An 18,413-nucleotide genomic window follows, 5' to 3' on the forward strand; every position below is an offset into this window, starting at 1 on the left:
TCCTTCGAGGCTCCCGATGGGCCGCTTTGCGCCCCATCACTCGCACCTCAGGATGACGGGGCGAGAGGCGCGGAACGGCTCTACGAAGAAGGAGACACTCAACATGACGCATCCGCTCGACAGCTTCTTCTCACCCGCAAGCATCGCGCTGATCGGCGCCTCGCGCGATCACGAGAAGATCCCGGGCCGGCTGCTGTCGATGCTTCGCAAGAACGAATATCCCGGGAAGATCTATCCGGTGAACCCGAACTACGCCGATATCGACGGGCTCACCTGTTACAAGTCGATCACTGAGATTGCAGCACCGATCGACCTCGCCGTCATCACCATCCCGGCGCGTGCCGTGTTGCCTGCGCTCGAGCAGTGCGCCGCCGCCGGCTTCAAGAACGCGGTCATCATTTCCTCCGGCTTTGCGGAGGAGGGCGGCGACAGCGCGGTGATGCAGGATGCGATCGCGGCGCTGGCGAAACGCACCGGCATGCGGATTTCCGGGCCGAATGCCGAGGGCTTTTTCAGTCAGGTGCAGCGTGTCGCGGCGACGTTCAGTCCGGCCGTGGATGTCAAGCCGGGCGTGGTCCCGCTTATCGCAACGACACGGCGGATCGGTATTGTCGCGCAGAGCGGCGGCATCGGTTTTGCCTATTACCATCGCGCCAAGGCGCTCGGCATCGCCGTGAGCTACGTCGTCAGTGCGGGCAACGAATCCGATCTCGGCGCTGGCGAGTTTCTGGATTACATGGTGCAGGACGCCTCGACCGACGTGATCCTGCTGTTCATCGAAGGCATCCGCGACGTCGACAAATTCCTGGCCGCTGCGCTGCGCGCCGCCGAGCTCAGGAAGCCGGTCATCGTCACCAAGGTCGGCCGCTCCGGTGCCGGGATGCGCGCGGCTGCCTCGCACACCGCGAACATGGCCGGCTGGTCGGCGGCTTATGACGCGGTGTTCGCGAAATATGGCTTCATCGTCTCCAACGATCTCGACGAGGCGCTGACGATCGCGGCGGTGCTTGTTAGCAATCCCTTGCCGAAAGGCGATCGGGTCGCAGTGGTGACAGTGTCGGGCGGGGCGGGCATCTGGGGTGCGGATGCTGTGGCACTGCAGGGCTTGCGGGTGCCGGAGCTCTCCGAGCCCATCCAGGCGGGAATCAAGGCGTTGATGCCGTCCTACGGCACGGCGCGCAATCCGATTGACGTCACCGCTCAGGGCGTGACGTCAGGCGGCCTGCAGAAGAGCGTCGATCTGCTCACGGTTTCGGGCGAGGTCGATGCGATCCTGGTCGTGCTGTCGCTGTCGAGCGACGTACGCAAGCCGTTCAAGGAAGAAGAGTTGGCGCCGGCGCTGGCAGCGCAGCACAAACCGGTGGTGTTCTATTCCTATACGGTGCCGTCGGATTTCGCGCGGCGCGAGCTTGCAAAATCCGGGGTCGTGGTGTTGTCGGGCCTCACCCATGTCGGCGTCGCGATGCGACGGATCGTCGACTATGCGAAGTTCAGCCTGCCGAAGCCGCCAGACGAGACCCGGCTGCCTGCGCGGGATCTCTCGGCGCATCTGACCTCGCCAGTCCTGTCCGAGACCGATAGCAAGGCTTTGCTTCGTGCAGCCGGCATTGCGCTGCCCGACGAAGTTCTGGTGCCAGAAAAGAGCGAGCTGGACGCGGCTGTCGCCCGCGTCGGCTTTCCGCTGGCGATGAAGATCCAGTCGCCCGATATCGCCCACAAGAGCGAGGTCGGCGGTGTACGTATCAACATCACCACCAAGGGCGAGGTGTTCCTGGCGTTCGAGGCGCTGCTCAACAATGCGCGCAAGCATCGGCCGGAGGCCGCCATTCAGGGCGTGCTGGTTGGGCCGATGGCGAAGAAAGGCGTCGAGATCATCGTGGGCACGATGACGGATCAGACATTCGGGCCGATGGTGATGGTCGGGTTCGGCGGTATCACCACGGAGCTGTTTCGCGACGTTATCTATCGTCCTGCGCCCGTGAGTGCGGATGAAGCCGGCGCGATGCTGGCGGCGCTGAAAGCCGCGCCGCTGCTGATCGGATTTCGCGGAGCGGCGAAAGCGGATGTGTCGGCGCTTGCGCAGTTGATTGCGGATATCTCGCTGCTCGCGGCGCGTCATGCAGGAGAGATCGAGGAGATCGAGCTCAACCCGGTGCTGGTGCACCCGGAAGGGCTTGGTGTGACGATCGTGGATGCGCTGGTGGTGGGGCGGAAATAAGCAAAAACACCTCTGTCATCCCGGGGCGCGAAGCGAACCCGGGATCCATAACCACAGGGAGTGGTTTGGCGACGACTCGGAGTGAACAGCTCGCCCTACCGCATCTCCCTGTGGTTATGGGTCTCCGCCGTCGCGGGGACGACAGGAGAGATCGCCAAGGTGTCGGCCGAACGCGGCCGCGCTCACCGTCCTTTGAAATTCGCCACGCGCCGTTCTTCCGTTGCCTTCACGCCTTCCTTGAAATCTTCCGTGGCGCGCAGGCGGGTCTGCTCGGCGAGTTCGTGATTGGTCGCGGCCATCACGCGGTCGGCGAGGCCGGCGCGCATCGTGGCGCGGGTGGAGAGCAGCCCGAGCGGGGAGCATTCGGCGATCTCGCTTGCGAGCTTCATCGCGGCTGATTTGACCTGATCCTGTGGCACCAGCTCGTTGGCGAGGCCCCATTTATAGGCCTCTTCGCCGGTGACGCGACGGCTGGTGTAGAACATCAGCTCGGCGTTGTTCTTGCCGATCAGCTCGGGGAGCGTCGTCGTCAGGCCGAAGCCGGGGTGAAAGCCGAGCTTGGTAAAATTCGCGGAGAAGCGGGCCTCAGGGCAGGTGACGCGGAAGTCGGCCGACACGGCAAGCCCGAGGCCGCCGCCGATGGCCGCGCCCTGCACGGCGGCGACGATCGGCTTCTTGGCGCGGAAGATGCGCACGGCCTGGATGTAGAGATGGTTGATCGGGCCGAGGCTGTCGGCCGGGTCGCCTTTTGCTCGTTTTTCGGCCTCCTGCGCTTCCTGTGCCTGCCGTGCGGGATCGCCGAAATTGGCGCCGGCGCAGAACGCCTTGCCTTGCGCGGACAACACGGAGGCCCGGATCTCGATGTCGCGGTCGAACTCGTCGAGTGCATCCGCGATCTGGTTGATCAGCGAGATGTCGAAGAAGTTGAGCGGCGGGCGGCGGATCTCGATGCTGCCGACGTGTCCGAGCTTCTCGACGCCGATATCTTTGTAGGTGGTCATATTGCCTCCAATGTCTCAGTAGCGAAGAACCACCTCTCCCAGAGGGAGAGGTCGATTTGCGCCAGCAAATCGGGTGAGGGGATCAGCTCTATCGTGAGACTGTAACCCCTCACCCGGCGCTACGCGCCGACCTCTCCCGCGGGAGAGGTGAACGGAGCGCGAGGCCAGGGTTGCGATCCCATTTAGCGCAGCCCAAGGCCGCGCGCGATGATGCCGCGCAGCACCTCGGTGGTGCCGCCCTGGATGGTAAGTTTCGGTGCGGTCTTGATGGCGAAGTCGAGCTGCCGCTCCAACGTCTCGCGGTTGCTCGCGGTCTCCTCGACGAAGGCGGCGAGATCGCGCACGCGGTGCGGAAGCTGCTGCTCCCAGACGGTGCCGATGTCCTTCACGATCGAGGCCTCGACCACCGGCTCCTTGCCGGCCTGCAGCATGCCTGCGACCGAGACCGACATGCGGCGCATGGTATGGAGCTGTGCGACGAGGCGGCCGATGCCTTCGGCGCTACGCGTATCCGGGTTGGCGCCGACGGCGCGCACGAGCTCGGTCAGCACGTAGTAGGTTTCGAGGAAACGCTCGGGGCCCGAGCGCTCATAGGCAAGTTCCGATGTCGCCTGCTTCCAGGCGCCGTCGACCTCGCCGAGCACGTGATCGTCGGGCACGAAGAAGTCGGTGAACACGACCTCGTTGAACTCGTATTGCCCCGTGATCTGGCCGATCGGGTTCACCTTGATGCCGGGCTGCTTCATCTTGACCAGAAATTGAGTCAGCCCGTGGCGGCGGTTTTCCTTGGTCGGGGGCGAGGTCCGGAAGATCGCGATCATGTAGTCGGCGATGTGGGCCGACGAGGTCCAGATCTTGGTGCCGTTGATGAGATAGCCGCCGTCGGTCTTGGTCGCGCGCGTCTTCGCGGCGAACAGGTCCGAGCCGGAATTCGGCTCGCTCATGCCGATGGCAAAGCAGATCTCGCCGCGGCAGATGCGCGGCAGGATGTCCATCTTGATGTGCTCAGGCGCGTATTTCAGCAGCACCGGGCCGCTCTGGCGGTCGGCGACGAAGAAGCGCCGCGTCGGCGCGTTGGCGACGCGCATCTCTTCGGTCACGACGTAACGTTCGAGGAAGGAACGCTCCTGGCCACCATATTTTTTTGGCCAGGTCATGCCGATCCAGCCGCGCTCGCCGACACGGCGACAGAATTCCGGTACGTCGGTGTCTTCGCGGTTAGGCTTGAACGGGTTGAAGGTGCCGCGAGCCATCTCCTCGGCGAGGAATGCGCGGACTTCCTTGCGCAGTTGCTCGCATTTCTCGGGCAGGCGGATCGGGTCGAAACGAAGCGCTGCGGTCATGTGTTCTCATTCCTTCTCAGCGTGAGGCGACCAGCGGCCACAATTGATCGGCCCCTCTGACAGCGACGAGCTTGCCGAGTTCGACGGCCCAGTAGCTCTCCGAGCCGAAATCGTCACGCCAGGCCAGCGCCCGCAGCGAATAGCGGTGCAGGATGTGCTCGATGGTGAAGCCGATCGCGCCGTGAACCTGATGCGCGATGCCGCCGCCTTTTTCCGCAGCTTCCGCGCACCGGATCTTTGCCGCGGCGGCTTCGAGATAGACCTCGTCGTCGAACTTCTTCGCGTTTGCGATGGCATCGGCGGCAGAAGTCGCGGCGGCGAGAGCGGCCGCGGATTCGCCGGCGAGGCGAGCGAGATTGTGCTGCACCGCCTGGAATTTCGAGATCTTCTTTTCGAAGGCGATGCGCTCGTTGGAATAGCGCACGGAGATGTCGAGCATGGATTCCAGCGCGCCCGCGATCTGCAGGCTGCGCGCGACGCCGCCCATCAGCATCAAGGTGGTCTGGTCGACGCCATCAGGCGCGGCCTTGACGGCGACGGGCTGGGCCTTGTCCAGCGTCACGGTATCGCTGTGGTCATAGCCGACATTGAGCCCGGATTCGATCCGGCCCTTGCTCGCATCGACCAGCGCGATCGAGACGCCGTCCTTGCCATGCGCCAGCACCGCAAAATGCTTCGCCGCCTTGGCAAAAGGCACGCCGCGGCAGCGGCCGGAGAGTGCGCCGTCGGCATCAACAGTGATACGATCCTTTGGAGAGGCCGGCACTACCGTCATCTCGCCTTCGGGCGAGGCGATCCTGGCCTGTGCCAGCAGCCAGCCGGCCAGCATGGTCTCGGCCAAGGGAACCGCGACGGCGAAGCGGCCGGCGGCGTTCAGCAACGCAAAGCCGTCGGCCAGGCTCGCGCCGGAGCCCCCAAGATCGTCCGGCACCCAGGACAAGGGCAAGCCGGCTTCGCTCAGCGCCTGCCACAGCGGCGCCTGCCACGAACCCTTCTTGTCGTTGTTGATGGTTTGCGGATCGGCGAGATCGGCGAAGATTTTTTCCGCGGTCTCGACGACGATATTGTCACTCTCCGCCACAGCGCTCCCCGTGTTTTGCCATTGGCGCGTCCTGCCCAAAGGCCGGCGCGCAGGTTCTTCTTGCGCCCGATGATCTGAAAAAGCCATGGCCCTGACAAGCGTTGATCGCAGGTCAACCTGCGGCGCCGGCATGGGCGATAAGCTAATTCCGCTTAGCGGAGTTTGCTCGATTTGCAGGGCGGAGCAAACTCGCTAAACAGGGCGCCAGCAATTTACAGAGGGAAGGAAATCCGGATGGCCAAGGACAGTTTGTGCGCAATCGTGACGGGGTCCGCATCCGGCCTCGGTGCTGCGACCGCGGAAATTCTCGCGAGCAGCAGAGCGCGGCTCGTCATCAACTATTCCTCGAGCCAGAAGGAAGCGGAAGCCACCGCAGAGCTCTGCCGCAAGGCCGGCGCGGCTGAAGTCCTGGTCGTGCAGGGCGACGTCTCGAAGGATGACGATTGCCGCAGGATTGTTGCGGCCGCGAACGGCTGGGGCAAGCTCGACATCCTCGTCAACAATGCCGGCACCACCAAGCATGTCGCCCATGCCGATCTCGACGGATTGTCGGCGGAGGATTTTCAGCGGGTCTACGCCGTCAACACCATCGGCCCGTTCCAGATGGTGCGCGCGGCGCGCAGCCTGCTCGAGGCCGGGTCGAAGGCGTCGGGGCGGCCGTCCGCCGTGGTGAACGTGTCGTCCGTCGCCGGCCTCAGCGGCGTTGGCTCGTCGATCGCTTACGCCGCCAGCAAAGGCGCGCTCAACACCATGACCCTGTCGCTGTCGCGCGCGCTGGCGCCGCTGATCCGCGTCAACACGGTCTGCCCCGGCTATATCGACACGCCCTGGTTCACCAAAGGCCGCGGCGAGGCCGGTGCCAAGCAGGTGCGCGACAGTGTGATCGCGAAGGTGCCGTTGAAAGTCGCGTCCTCAGCCGAGGACATCGCGCAACTGGTCTGCTTCCTGGCGATGCCGGCCTCCAGCAACATGACCGGCGAGGTCGTGCGCATGGATGCCGGGATGCATTTGATTACGTGAGACCTGACACGCTCTCTCCGCGTCATGGCCGGGCTTGACCCGGCCATCCACGTAAGGCCGCGCGGATCGAAGACGTGGATGCCCGGGTCAAGCCCGGGCATGACGATGAGGAGGTAGCGCGCTCTCGTCGTCGTTAGCGCGTTTGAGCTCTACCCCTTGATCACGCCGCTCGCGACCAGCCGGTGCCAGATGAACAGCACCACCACCGCGCCGATCGTGGCCATGATGAATCCGGCGCCCTGATCAGGGCCGTAATGGCCGATGGCCTGGCCGACGAAGGTGGCCAGAAACGCGCCGGCAATGCCGAGAATGGTGGTGAGGATGAAGCCGCTCGGGTTGTTCGGCCCCGGCGCCAGAAAGCGCGCGATGAGGCCGGCAACGAAGCCGACAATGATGATCCACAACAGGCCGCCCATGCTCATGTCAGTGCTCCCCTTGCCTGATACGCGTCGATTCAGTTGCGGTTAAACTCGTCCCGAGAGCTCGTTCTCGGTCGGCAGCCGCCCGTCCGGCGTCAGATGATCGACCACCTGTGGCAAATACTGGCTGAGACCGGAGAGCAGCTCGTCGCGCGACAGGCCACTCTGCGCGGACAGGCTGTCGATCTGGTCGGCCCCGAGCGCATTGGCGAGATCGCCGGGGGCAATCGGCTTGTTCTCGCCCTTGCCGACCCAGGAGTTCGTGGTGTCCCCGTGGCCGCTCTGCTGCAGCTGGTTGAGCAGATCGCCAAGGCCACCGCTGAGCACGCTGCCGGCGGCACCGCCCGCGAGCAGGCCGCCGAGGCCGCCCTTGAGCACGTCACTCAGACCGCCGCCTGTGCCTGCATTCACCGGCGGAGGTGCGGGGGCCGGTGATGGCTGCGGCGCGGAGCCGGACTGAGGTGCGGTAAAATGCTTGAATGCCTTCCACACGAGCAGGCCGAGGATTGCCATGGTCATCGGCGACATGCCGCCGGAGGATTGTTGCGAGCTCGGGGTGCTCGGGCCGCGGGGACCGTTCTGCATGCCGTTGAGGACGTCGACTAGACCCATGGTGCTCTCCTTTGGCGTTCTCGTCGGCGCGCCCTCGCCGGTGACAAGCCCCGCGGCAAAAACATATGGGGCGCTCATGACGGTTACAAGGCAGATGCGGCCCCGGCTGTGATGGGCAGCCGGTCTCGCCTCTGTTCTTTGCCTCTGCTATCGAAAGCGGGTCGTTGAGGGAGCAATTCAGGTGGTGCGGGATCGATCGATCGTGGTGGCCGGCGCCGGCGCCATCGGCTGTTTTGTCGGAGGCCAGCTGGCGGCCGCCGGTCGTCGTGTCGCCCTTCTGGTGCGACCGCGGGTGAAGACCGAGATCGAGCGGTTCGGCCTGCGGCTCACGGATTTTGACGGCTCCGAGAACAGGCTGGATGCGGGCCGGCTCGCGCTGTCGGAGGATCCTGCCATCTTCCACAGTGCCGGCATCGTGCTGGTGACGGTGAAGAGCGCCGACACGGCCGGTGTCGCGGACCAGATCGGGCAGCACGCGCCGCAGGACGCCGTGATTGTGTCGCTGCAGAATGGTATCGGCAATGTTGCCGTGTTGCAGGAGCGGCTTGGGGGCCGGCGCGTGCTCGCGGGCATGGTGCCGTTCAATGTGGTGGCCATGGGCGAGGGGCGCTTCCACCGTTCGACCTCGGGCGACATCATTGTTGGCGAGGATGCCGACAACACGGCTGCCGCGCTGTCGGTGCCGGGTCTTGCCATGCGCGCCAGCCGCGACATTGCCGGCGTGCAATGGGGCAAGCTGATCATCAATCTGAACAATGCGCTCAGCGCGCTGTCCGACATGCCGCTTGCGGCGCAATTGGCAGACCGCGACTGGCGGAGACTGTTCGCCGACCAGATGGCCGAAGGCCTAGCCGCGCTGAAGGCGGCCGGCATCGCGCCGGTTTCGGCAACGCCGATCCCGCTGAACTGGACGCCGACCTTGCTGAGACTGCCCGACATGATCTTCAACGTGATCCTGGCGCGTACGATGAAGATCGATCCGGAGGCGCGTTCCTCGATGTGGCAGGATCTGAAGCAGGGCCGCAGGACCGAGATCGACTACCTCCAGGGCGCAGTCATCGCTCTGGCCGAGCAAAACAACGTCGCCGTGCCGCTGATGCGCCGCATTGTTGCGCTGATCAAGCAGGCGGAGATCGACAAAAAGGGTCCGCCGGGGCTCTCGCCTCGGCAGATCCGCGGTGCGGCTTGAGAACAAGGGAGAGGCGCAATGAAGCGTTGTTTGATGATCGGACTAGCGCTGGCCGCGCTCTGCGGCGGCGCCACCCTCGCCGAGGCCCGGCCGCCGACCGTCATGAATTCCCCGGGCTATGACGCGCGCCTGCAAGAGAGCCGCAAGGCGCTTGGTAATTCACCGACGGCAACAACACCCGCGACTGCTCCGGTGACGGCACCGAAGCATCGAAAGAAGAAGCAACCACATTGAAGCCGCACCCTCCGCCGTCGTCCCGGACAAGCGTAAGCGCAGATCCGGGACCCATAGCCACAGGAGGAAGTTTGACGAAGACTTGTAGTTGGCAGCTCGTGCCATAACCGCTGCCTGGGGCTATGGGTCCCGGATCAGCGCTCCGCTTCGCCACGCTTGTCCGGGACGACAGCAGAGTGCGTGGCCTTCGCTTACCCCTTCTTCGCCGGCTTGCCCGGCGTCGGGCTGAACAGCTTCTTCAGATCACTCAAGCCTTCCGACAGGCGCGGCCATTCGCAGGAGAACGAGCCCTTGGTGCAGGCGGCGCTCTTCGGTCGCGCGCCGACGGGCTGCTGGACCTTCGGCCGCTCGACCGGAACGGGGACCCGCTCGACCTCGGTTCGCAGCACGACCTGCTGCAGCTGCTGCGCCTGTTGCTCCTGCTGCTCGCGCTGCTGGCGCGCCATGGCCTGGGCCGCTTCGTTGCTGCGGCGCTGATCGGCGAGATAGGCTGTGTAGGATTCGTCGATCTTCTTCTGCTCCTCCGGAGTCGGATTGGGACCTGCGATGTCGAAGGTGCGGTCCTGGAGGAAGTCGTAATAGGTGTAGCCGCCACCCGGCTTGCGCCGGCCGGCGAATTTTGCGTTGCAGTCCGCCAGGGCTGCAGTCTTTTCCGCCTTGGTTGCGGATTTCTCGGCGGCGTCGGCGCATTCCTCGAAGTCGACGGGCGCGCGCTTCCACCATTGCGCATGGGCATGCGACGGGATCAGCAGAAAAATTCCTGCTGCGGCAACAAGAAATGGCGCCGCGCGACGCGATGCAGCTACGTCAGACATTCTACGAGAGCATTCCTTGCAAAACTCAACCCCACCCGACTCGAGCCAGATTTTTGCTCCATTATCGCCAACTTGTCACCCATGGAACCCGGCAATTTCATGACTGGGTTGCTGACATTTTTTGCTTGACGTGGCGCGGTAGTCACAGCCGCGCGAGGTGCGACGCGCTTCGAATTTTATCGATTTGAATGTGAGAGGAAATATTCGTCATGAGGGCGCTGAGCTGCATGGCCGCCTGCGCAATGCCGACGACTATTCCATCTCGGCCCACGCCGCGCAGGTCGCAGCCGGTGATGACGGCAAGAGCAAAGCTCATGCAGCGCGCGCTGAACCGAACGCCTTGAAGGCCCAGCTTTGGCTGTTACACTTCGCCTCGTGAGCGCCTCCCCCTGAGGCGACACCAAGAAGAAGTGGAAACGCCTGATGCTGCTGCCCCTGTCCGATGTGCCGCGCTGGTACGCCGAGCGCAAGCCCGAAGGCACGATCGCCGTCCAGCATGGGCAGGACAAGCTGACCTGGGACCAGCTTGAGCGCGGCGCCAACAGGCGCGCGCGGGCCTTTGCAGCCAAGGGCGTCAGGCCCGGCGATTTCGTCGCGATCGGCTTGCCCAACGGCAACGCATTTTTCGAGACCTCCTTTGCGGTGTGGAAATGCGGTGCGACGCCGACCTCGCTGTCATGGCGGTTGCCGCGCGGCGAAGCCGCGGCTGTGCTAGAGATCCTGAAGCCGGCGCTGGTGGTCGGCGGCGAGCCCGACTGGAATGCGCCGAACCGGTTGCCCGCGGATTTTGTGCCGGATGGATGTTCCGACGAGCAGATCGATCCGCCGGTGGCGCGCTACTGGAAGGCCATGACATCAGGCGGCTCGACCGGCCGCCCAAAGGTGATCCTCGACCACCATCCGGCGGTCATCGACACGGTCGCGCCACTGCCGCTCAACATGCCCTTCGGAGCCTCGCTGCTCAATCCGGGCCCGCTCTATCACAACGCCCCCTTCATTGTGTCGCATTACGCGCTGTTCGGCGGCGGCAAGCTCACCGGCCTCGTCAAGTTCGACGCCGAGGAGACGTTGCGGCAGATCGAGCGCGAGCGCGTGCAATGGGTCAATTTCGTGCCGACGATGATGCATCGGATCTGGGCGCTGCCCGATGACGTTCGCAATTTCTACGACGTGTCGAGCCTGCAGACCGTGTTTCACATGGCAGCCCCCATGCCGCCCTGGCTGAAGGAGAACTGGATCGCCTGGCTTGGGCCGGAGAGGGTCTGGGAGCTCTATGGCGGCACCGAGCGGCAGGGCGCCTGCATCATATCAGGCACCGAATGGCTGACGCACAAGGGTTCGGTCGGCAGGATCGGCGACATGGCGAAGCTCCGCATCATCGGCGAGGACGGCAACGACGTCGCGCCGGGCGAGACCGGCGAGATCTATTTCCTCAACAATGATGGCAAGGATGTCACCTATCACTATCTCGGCGCCGAGCCGAAGCGTCGCACTGATGGCTGGGAATCGCTCGGCGATATCGGCAGGCTCGACGCCGAAGGCTATCTCTATCTCGGCGACCGTCTCGCCGACATGGTGCTGCGCGGCGGCGCCAACATCTATCCGGCCGAGGTCGAAGCTTCAGTCTCCGAATGCCCAGGCGTGCGCTCCTGCGTGGTGGTGGGCCTGCCTGATCCGGAACTGGGCCAGCGCGTGCATGCCATCATCGAGCCGGAGCCCGGCGCCGACCGAAAGGCGATTGCGGATGGCATGGCGGACTTCCTGAAAGACAGACTCAGCCGCTACAAGCATCCCGAGAGCTTCGAGTTCGTCGACGAACCGCCGCGTGACGATTCCGGAAAGGTTCGCCGCACGCTGTTGCGCGACGAGCGCGCGGCGTGGATGAAAGAAGGACGTGCGTTTCGCGTCATTCCGGCGAAGGCGCGGGCGTACGCCGAGTAGGACGTCACAGAAGGACCGAACTTCATGCCGATTGCCATCGCAGCCAGCAGCGTGCCGAAACCGCCTGCCGATATCATCGAGGGTTTCAGGAATGCGCCGAGTGGCGCAAAGCCGAGGGCTACGTGATCGATGGCGCGATCCGCGACGTCGCGGCCTTCGCCGGCGACGCCTTTCCGTGCTTTGCCCGCGCGGTGATCCATCGCGGCCCCTACAAGAACGGTCCCGGCGAGATCAACGTGCCTGTGACAGTCAGCGGCAGCGTGATCTCGCCCGGCGACATCGTGGTGGGCGATGAGGACGGCGTGGTGTCGTTTCCCGCCGCTGGCGCCGCAGCGTTGCTGGAAGCCGTGCGTGTCCAGATCAAGCGCGAAGACGAGACGCTGAAGGCGATCCGGGAGGGGCGCTACCAGGGCGCTTACGGGAAGTGCTGATCGACCGCTTGTTGTTCAGCGAAGGGCTTCCGATTCGGCCCTCGCTTTGATATGTACAGCTCCAGGCAACCTGCCTCATCGGCGGGTTCCGCGGTCCCGTAGCTCAGCCGGATAGAGCGGCGGTTTCCTAAACCGTAGGTCGCATGTTCGAGTCATGCCGGGATCGCCAATTTTCACCTAATCGAGCGATGAAGAGACGCGCAGGGATCACCGGCCAGCCTTGAGTTGGACGTCAGGCCGATCGGCGCTCTTCTGACTGGCGGATGGGGCAGCCGCTCGCTTTCGTCCAGGCCATGTCTGAACTCCCGGCAGGAGCCGTTCGAAGGTGATGAAATGAAGAACAAGCCAGATAAGTATGCTCCGCAACACACTTGCAGCGCGTCCCCCCAAGACGAAAAGCATCTGGTGATCGTTGGCATCAAGTGGGAAGAGTGCCGCGAACCGACCGACCGCAACAGCTTGTGCAAAGGTTGAGAAGCTAAATGGTCGGATGAGCCGACCCTGGTTCCGGGCGATGACCTGCTCCGCTGCATAGACGCCCGAAACTGCCGCCGCCAATGCAGATGCGCGAAACGGCGCGCCCGTCGGTCCATTCGGGTGCGCACTGTCGCCGACGGCGAGAATCGCGGGATGAGATACCGACCTCAAATCGGTTCCGACGACTACGCGATCTTGAGCATCAACCTCCAGCCCCGCCTGCGTCGCAATCGGGGGAGCACGCATTCCTGCCGCCCAGATGCATATGTCGAAAGGAAAGCGCCGCCCGCTGGCGGTATTCACCACATTGCTCTCAATCTCAATGACGCGTTCGTTGTCGACAAGCTCGACGCCCAATCTTGTCAGGTCGCGTCTGACGACGGATTGAACCTTGGCGCTGCTGAAATCGCCAGCGCTCGTGAGGCTCAATAGCGTCACGCTCATGTTGGGCCATGTCGATTTGGCTTCGCCCGCAGCCTCGACGGAAAGCGGTCCGCCGCCAACAGCAAGTACGCGCGCGGAGCATCCAGCAAGTGCATGGAGCGCGGCTCGCAGCGCAGCGGCAGACCGCGGGTCCTCACCCGGATCAAGGCGAAAGGCATGCTGTAGCGCGCCAGGGGCATTGTCGGTGTCGACATGTGAACCCAGCGCGTAGATCAGTTGCTCGAAGGCAATAGTGCGCGGTGAACCGTCCTCTTCGATCGTGACCATGTTCCGCACGGGGTCGAGCGACAGCACGCGGGCGCGTATGAACTGGACGTTGGTGCGGCGCAGATATCTTGAAAGGGACGCGATCCGCGGTTTTACCGGAGCGACCATCGACTCCTGCAGTCGAACACGCTCGACGAACTGCTCACTACCGTTCACCAGTGCAACGCGAAGCCCGAGCCGGCGTCGACCCAGTCGAAGAGCCGCCATCATACCAGCGTATCCAGCCCCCAGAACCACGACATCGTAGACTTCTTGACTTGAACCGAGTGATGGCGACATCGATGACTTCCTCTGCACGCGCACTTTCTGTTTGGAGAAGAGGCTAGGCGTAGCGCGACGCGGCCATGGCGAGCGCTGCGACCGCGAGAAGAGCAGCCGCGCTACGGTAGCCCGTGGCCAATTGCGATCGCGCCCTTGCAGCATCGCCCGAGCACGTCCGCAGCCTCCGCAACGCGTTACGAATGATTGTTATTTGAATGACGAGCGCGACGATTGCCGCCACGGCGCCTGCGCCCAAAAGCTGCTCTGTGGGTCCAAAGGAACCCTCGTGCAACGCTTTCCAAAGGTAAGCACCTGACAGCAATGCCACGGCAGCCGCGCCCAACTGCGGAGTGAACAGTTGCTGACCATCATTCCCCGTCATCCGAGCGCATGCGAAGGTCGAGCCGGCCCAGAACGTGGCAGCGAGAACGTGGAGCGAAATGGCTATAACCAGAACTGGCTGCATAGGGATTCGACCTTTTGCACGAAGCTATTTGGATATACATAATGTATATTGAAATTCAAGAGGCGGAGCGTGCCTAAGCGTGCGTATGTCAGCGTGGCGCGAGCCCAGGCCGCCGCGGCGAAGCGGGACCAGGTCATTCAAGCCGCCGCACGGTTCCTTCGCGAGGAGGACAGCATCACCACCTTTTCGCTCGACGCAGTCGCAAAAGCGGCAAACGTGACGCGCTTGACGGTCTACAACCAATTCGGCTCAAGGCGCGGGCTGCTCGAAGCAGTCTTTGATGACATCGCCCGCCGGGGAGGGCTCGCACGCTTGGAGGACGCCGCTGCCCATTCCGACCCGGAAAAGGGGCTTGAGATGATGGTTCGGATCTTCTGCGAATTTTGGGGCAGCGACCCAGCTGTGGCGCGTCTTCATGACGCCATGGCGATTGATCAGGAGTTTGCCCAAGCACTCGTGGCGCGGAACGAGCGTCGGCGGCCCCTCATTGGAGAATTGATTGCACGAATAGCTGCCGAAGACATGCCGACGACCGCCAAGCGCGACGTTGTCGATCTGATTTACGTCCTTACCAGCTGCGCCACCTTTCGGATGCTCTCGGGAGCGAGATCTGCTGTCGAGATCTGCGCCTTGCTCACAAACGCCACGAAGGCAGCGGTGGCCAAGATCAAGTGAAGGGCATACAAGCCGGCAGGTTGAATCCCGTCGTGAAAATCGACGAGCCAAACCAGCTAAGTCAGTCGCAGTCGACGCTTTCCGATGGAAAATTGTACGCCGTCATTCACCCGGACCTGATGGTCACTGATCGCGGCCGATTTGCTTCGCTGTTGTGAAAATTGCTAACAGAGGCGGCCGGGCTGGAAGTGCACCCTTCAGCCCGGCCCATGTTTGCCTGATCCGGAGACGACGATGCCTTTCGATTTGATCCTGCGCGGCGGGCGTGTGATCGACCCCTCGCAGAAGCTCGACGCCGTGACGGATGTGGCATTTTCGGGCGGCAAGGTCGCCGCCGTCGGCTCAGGGCTCAAGGCGGATCCTGGCACTCAAGTTCGCGACGTCTCGAATCACATCGTGACCCCCGGGCTGATCGATCTCCACACCCATGTCTATTGGGGCGGCACCTCGCTCGGTATCGATGCCGAGGAGTTCTGCCGCACCTCCGGCGTCACCACCTCGGTCGACACCGGCAGCGCCGGCCCCGGAAATTTCGCCGGCTTCCGCAAGCACGTGATCGAGCCGAGCCAGGTCCGCATCCTCGCCTATCTGCACGTCTCCCATGCCGGCATCTTCGGTTTCTCGCACCGGATCATGGTCGGCGAGAGCGAGGAATTGCGGCTGATGAATCCGGTCGAGGCAGCCAAGGTCGCCGATGCCAACCGCGAAGTCATCGTCGGGATCAAGGTGCGCGTCGGGCTGCACTCCTCGGGCACGTCAGGGGCGGTGCCGCTCGATATCGCGCTTCAAGTTGCCGACGAGGTCGGCATGCCCCTGATGGCGCATATCGACCACCCGCCGCCGACCTATGAAGAGGTGCTGGCGCGCCTTCGTCCCGGCGATGTGCTGACGCACGCATTCCGTCCTTTCCCGAATTCGCCGGCGACCGCGCAGGGCACGGTGAAGAAGGCGGTGCTGGACGCGCGCGAGCGTGGCGTGCTGTTCGACATCGGCCACGGCAAGGGCTCGTTCGCGTTCAAGACCGCACGTGCGATGCTCGCCAACGGTTTCTATCCGGACACCATCTCCTCCGATATCCACCAGCTCTGCATCGACGGCCCGGCCTTCGACCAGGTGACGACCATGTCGAAATTCCTCTGCATGGGCGTGTCGCTGCCGGACGTGATCAAGGCGTCGACCGAGAATGCCGCGATGGCACTTCGGCGGCCCGAACTCGGCAGCCTCAAGCCCGGCAGCGTCGGCGATGCCACGCTGATCTCGGTGAAGGAAGGCCAGTTCGACTATGAGGACGTCGTTGGTGAGCACCTGATCGGCGACAAGAAGATCGTTTCCGAAGGTGTCATCATCGGCGGCCGCTGGTGGCACCCGACGTAGCGCTTCGTCATTCGTTTGTGGTCGTCCCGGCCCCCCGTGCGCAATTGCGCACTAGGCCAGGACGACACCGAATGTGTGGTCGAGCCGCTCTCCAAGCGGGTCCAGCACCCTACTCTTTCTTCTCGACATTCCAGAACATCGGCGTCGCCGGGCCGTCGATCACGCCGGTGACCGATTTGCGCCATGCGCTCGGCGCCTGGAACTGGCCAAGCGGAACATAGATGACCTGATCGTAGGCTTCCTTCTGCACCTCGAGCGCGATCTTCTTGCTCTCCTCGGGCGAGGTCGCGCGGGCAAAGGCGTCGCGCAGCTGCTCGAGCTTGGCGTCTTCGGACCAACCGTACCAGCCGCCACTCGTGCCCTTGCCGCCCATCGGGACGTTAACCAGTGGATTCAAGGAGTCGGCCGCGCCCTGGTAGGTGAAGAACATGTTCCAGCCGCCTTCCTTCGGCGACTTCTGGTTGGCGCGGCGAGTGACCACGGTCTGCCAGTCCATCGCCTGAAGGTCGACCTTGAAACCGGCCTCGCGCAACAGCTGCGCGACCACGACCGGCTGCGCCTTCAGCAGGATCTGATCGGTCGGCGCCAGGATCACCACGGGCGTGCCGTCATAGCCGGACTCGGCCAACGCCTTCTTGGCGTCGGCCATGCCGTTGCCCTTGATCAGGGTCTCGCCGCCGGCATCGCTGCCCAGCGGCGTATCGCAGATGAAGAACGCGCCGCACAGCTTGTAGTATTTGGGATTGCCGATCTGCGCGTCGAGCACGTCCTTCTGGTTGATCGCGAGCATCGCGGCGCGGCGGATTTTCACATTGTCGAACGGCGGATGCAGGAAGTTCATTCGGCCGAACGACTGAAAGCCGAACTTGTTCAGGATGGAAACAGTGATGTCCGGATTGGATTCGAGCGCGGGCAGCATATCGAACGGCGGCGTTTCGACGAAATCGACATCGCCGGATTGAAGCGCGTTGAGCGCGGTCTGCGCGTCCGGCATCGTGATCCACTCGACGCGGTCGACTTTGACCACCTTGCCGCCCGATGTCCATTCGGCCGGCTCCTTGCGCGGCACATAGTCGGTGTTCTTTTCATAGACAGCTTTCACGCCAGGCTGGAATTCGGCAGCCACGAACTTGAATGGGCCGGAGCCGATCTGCTCCGGAATCTGCTGGGTGATCGGGGTCTCTGCCAACCGCTTCGGCATCATGAAGGCGACAACGGCCGACGGCTTGGCGATCGTCTCCAGCACGAGGCCATAGGGCTCCTTCAGCCTGAGGACGATCGTTTTGGCATCCGCGGCCTCAATGCCTGCCGTGAAGTCCATCAGCTTGCGCGCCATGCCGTCGACGCTCGCGCCCCAGCGCTTCAGCGAGGCAACGCAATCTTCCGCCGTCACCGGCGCTCCGTCATGCCACTTCAGGCCGCTGCGCAAGGTGAAGGTGTAAGTTAGCTTGTCCGCGGACACTGTCCAGTCCGCCATCTGCGGCCGCACCTTGAAGCTGGAATCGATGCCGACCAGCGTGTCGTAAACCATGTAGCCATGGTCGCGGGTGATGATGGCCGTCGTGAAGCCGGGGTCGGTGACGCGAAGGTCCGACTGCATCACCGCGGTCAGGGTCGTCTTCCCGGTCGCAGCCGATGCAGCCGACGTCCATGCCGCGGTAAGTGCCGATGGTGCGACAGCTGCAAGCTGAAGCAGTTTCCGCCGCGAGACGTGAGCCATTCGCAATTCTCCCGGTGAAAGCGAGACGGGTCGGCGGCTGCCGATGACGGGCAGCGTATGGCGGGGAGCCGCACGTGACAAGCAGGGATGCTTCCGCCGATCTGAATTCGTTGGCGATCGGGCAGGGGCTGTGCCGCCGAGACCGGCGGTGCAGCAATCTTTGAAAGTCGCTTCGCTTTTGACGGATGCGCAAGGCCAGTCGCGTCCCGCCTGCATGACCGCCTTGTCTCGGAGATCCCGCAATGGCGGCTCTTGCGATCCTCCATCGCCTTCGACTGGGGCTTTTCGGACCTCTCCCATTTCGCTCGAGGGTTCAAGCAGCGCTTCGGCTGCCGCCCGCGCGATTGGCGGGTGCGGTGAGGGAGGTGGGTGAGGGGAGGCTTGCGGCAATGCCGCAGCCCCGATCTTCGCCGGGACGACAGTGT

The 18,413-nt window shown here is 63.7% G+C and carries 17 protein-coding genes, 1 tRNA gene and 2 pseudogenes; 10 read left to right on the plus strand and 10 right to left on the minus strand.

Features of this window, described 5'->3' with window-relative positions; all coding sequences use genetic code 11:
• Positions 1-103 precede the first annotated feature (103 nt).
• Positions 104-2,218 carry an acetate--CoA ligase family protein gene (locus XH89_RS03340; protein ID WP_194465718.1) on the plus strand — a complete coding sequence of 705 codons (2,115 nt, stop codon included), beginning with the start codon at positions 104-106 and terminating at the stop codon, positions 2,216-2,218.
• Between the two features lie 182 nt (positions 2,219-2,400).
• Here XH89_RS03340 and XH89_RS03345 read toward each other — a convergent pair whose 3' ends face one another.
• The 3 genes from XH89_RS03345 to XH89_RS03355 form a co-directional block, all read right to left on the minus strand.
• On the minus strand, positions 2,401-3,219 hold the full coding sequence (locus tag XH89_RS03345; protein ID WP_194465719.1) for an enoyl-CoA hydratase/isomerase family protein: 819 nt from the start codon (positions 3,217-3,219) through the stop codon (positions 2,401-2,403).
• Positions 3,220-3,401: 182 nt separating this feature from the next.
• Positions 3,402-4,562, minus strand: coding sequence for an acyl-CoA dehydrogenase family protein (locus tag XH89_RS03350; protein WP_194465720.1), 1,161 nt, complete (start codon positions 4,560-4,562; stop codon positions 3,402-3,404).
• A gap of 16 nt (positions 4,563-4,578) precedes the next feature.
• Positions 4,579-5,643, minus strand: coding sequence for an acyl-CoA dehydrogenase family protein (locus XH89_RS03355; RefSeq protein ID WP_194465721.1), 1,065 nt, complete (start codon positions 5,641-5,643; stop codon positions 4,579-4,581).
• Between the two features lie 234 nt (positions 5,644-5,877).
• On the opposite strand from XH89_RS03355, the gene XH89_RS03360 reads away from it, so the two are divergent.
• Entirely contained in the window at positions 5,878-6,663 is a 786-nt protein-coding gene (locus XH89_RS03360) for an SDR family NAD(P)-dependent oxidoreductase (protein ID WP_194465722.1), read from the plus strand.
• A gap of 149 nt (positions 6,664-6,812) precedes the next feature.
• Here the strand turns inward: XH89_RS03360 and XH89_RS03365 are convergent, their stop codons facing one another.
• Positions 6,813-7,085, minus strand: a complete 273-nt coding sequence (locus XH89_RS03365) for a GlsB/YeaQ/YmgE family stress response membrane protein (protein WP_194465723.1) — start codon at positions 7,083-7,085, stop codon at positions 6,813-6,815.
• Between the two features lie 42 nt (positions 7,086-7,127).
• A complete protein-coding gene (locus XH89_RS03370; RefSeq protein ID WP_194465724.1) occupies positions 7,128-7,694 on the minus strand; it encodes a YidB family protein in 567 nt (188 codons plus the stop codon).
• 181 nt (positions 7,695-7,875) lie between these two features.
• On the opposite strand from XH89_RS03370, the gene XH89_RS03375 reads away from it, so the two are divergent.
• Together XH89_RS03375 and XH89_RS03380 are read left to right on the plus strand one after the other, a co-directional pair.
• On the plus strand, positions 7,876-8,883 hold the full coding sequence (locus XH89_RS03375) for a 2-dehydropantoate 2-reductase (RefSeq protein ID WP_194465725.1): 1,008 nt from the start codon (positions 7,876-7,878) through the stop codon (positions 8,881-8,883).
• Positions 8,884-8,901: 18 nt separating this feature from the next.
• Positions 8,902-9,117: a hypothetical protein gene (locus XH89_RS03380; RefSeq protein ID WP_194465726.1), complete on the plus strand. Its 216-nt coding sequence runs from the start codon at positions 8,902-8,904 to the stop codon at positions 9,115-9,117.
• Positions 9,118-9,308: 191 nt separating this feature from the next.
• Here the strand turns inward: XH89_RS03380 and XH89_RS03385 are convergent, their stop codons facing one another.
• Together XH89_RS03385 and XH89_RS03390 are read right to left on the minus strand one after the other, a co-directional pair.
• A complete protein-coding gene (locus tag XH89_RS03385; protein WP_194465727.1) occupies positions 9,309-9,932 on the minus strand; it encodes a hypothetical protein in 624 nt (207 codons plus the stop codon).
• 142 nt (positions 9,933-10,074) lie between these two features.
• A complete protein-coding gene (locus XH89_RS03390; RefSeq protein WP_194465728.1) occupies positions 10,075-10,248 on the minus strand; it encodes a hypothetical protein in 174 nt (57 codons plus the stop codon).
• A 107-nt stretch (positions 10,249-10,355) separates the two neighbouring features.
• Between XH89_RS03390 and XH89_RS03395 the strand changes: the two genes are divergently transcribed.
• From XH89_RS03395 to XH89_RS03405, 3 genes and pseudogenes are all read left to right on the plus strand, one after another.
• The gene (locus tag XH89_RS03395; RefSeq protein WP_194465729.1) at positions 10,356-11,873 is read left to right on the plus strand and encodes an AMP-binding protein; all 1,518 of its coding nucleotides are present in this window, start codon (positions 10,356-10,358) and stop codon (positions 11,871-11,873) included.
• A 95-nt stretch (positions 11,874-11,968) separates the two neighbouring features.
• Positions 11,969-12,304, plus strand: a pseudogene (locus XH89_RS03400) (RraA family protein); the annotation flags it as partial.
• A 92-nt stretch (positions 12,305-12,396) separates the two neighbouring features.
• Positions 12,397-12,473: transfer RNA gene (locus XH89_RS03405), tRNA-Arg, on the plus strand.
• Positions 12,474-12,511: 38 nt separating this feature from the next.
• On the opposite strand, the gene XH89_RS03410 is transcribed toward XH89_RS03405, so the two are convergent.
• Both XH89_RS03410 and XH89_RS03415 read right to left on the minus strand, forming a co-directional pair.
• Positions 12,512-13,771, minus strand: a complete 1,260-nt coding sequence (locus tag XH89_RS03410) for an NAD(P)/FAD-dependent oxidoreductase (RefSeq protein WP_194465730.1) — start codon at positions 13,769-13,771, stop codon at positions 12,512-12,514.
• A 43-nt stretch (positions 13,772-13,814) separates the two neighbouring features.
• A complete protein-coding gene (locus XH89_RS03415) occupies positions 13,815-14,219 on the minus strand; it encodes a hypothetical protein (protein WP_194465731.1) in 405 nt (134 codons plus the stop codon).
• A 69-nt stretch (positions 14,220-14,288) separates the two neighbouring features.
• Between XH89_RS03415 and XH89_RS03420 the strand changes: the two genes are divergently transcribed.
• Positions 14,289-14,894, plus strand: coding sequence for a TetR/AcrR family transcriptional regulator (locus tag XH89_RS03420; RefSeq protein WP_194465732.1), 606 nt, complete (start codon positions 14,289-14,291; stop codon positions 14,892-14,894).
• Positions 14,895-15,128: 234 nt separating this feature from the next.
• Positions 15,129-16,268: an amidohydrolase/deacetylase family metallohydrolase gene (locus XH89_RS03425; RefSeq protein WP_194465733.1), complete on the plus strand. Its 1,140-nt coding sequence runs from the start codon at positions 15,129-15,131 to the stop codon at positions 16,266-16,268.
• A gap of 109 nt (positions 16,269-16,377) precedes the next feature.
• Here XH89_RS03425 and XH89_RS03430 read toward each other — a convergent pair whose 3' ends face one another.
• Positions 16,378-17,988, minus strand: coding sequence for an ABC transporter substrate-binding protein (locus tag XH89_RS03430; RefSeq protein ID WP_194465734.1), 1,611 nt, complete (start codon positions 17,986-17,988; stop codon positions 16,378-16,380).
• 261 nt (positions 17,989-18,249) lie between these two features.
• Here XH89_RS03430 and XH89_RS03435 point away from each other — a divergent pair.
• A pseudogene (locus tag XH89_RS03435) lies at positions 18,250-18,348 on the plus strand (helix-turn-helix domain-containing protein); the annotation flags it as partial.
• Positions 18,349-18,413 lie beyond the last annotated feature (65 nt).

It is taken from the genome of Bradyrhizobium sp. CCBAU 53340, from assembly GCF_015291645.1.
Lineage (GTDB): Bacteria > Pseudomonadota > Alphaproteobacteria > Rhizobiales > Xanthobacteraceae > Bradyrhizobium.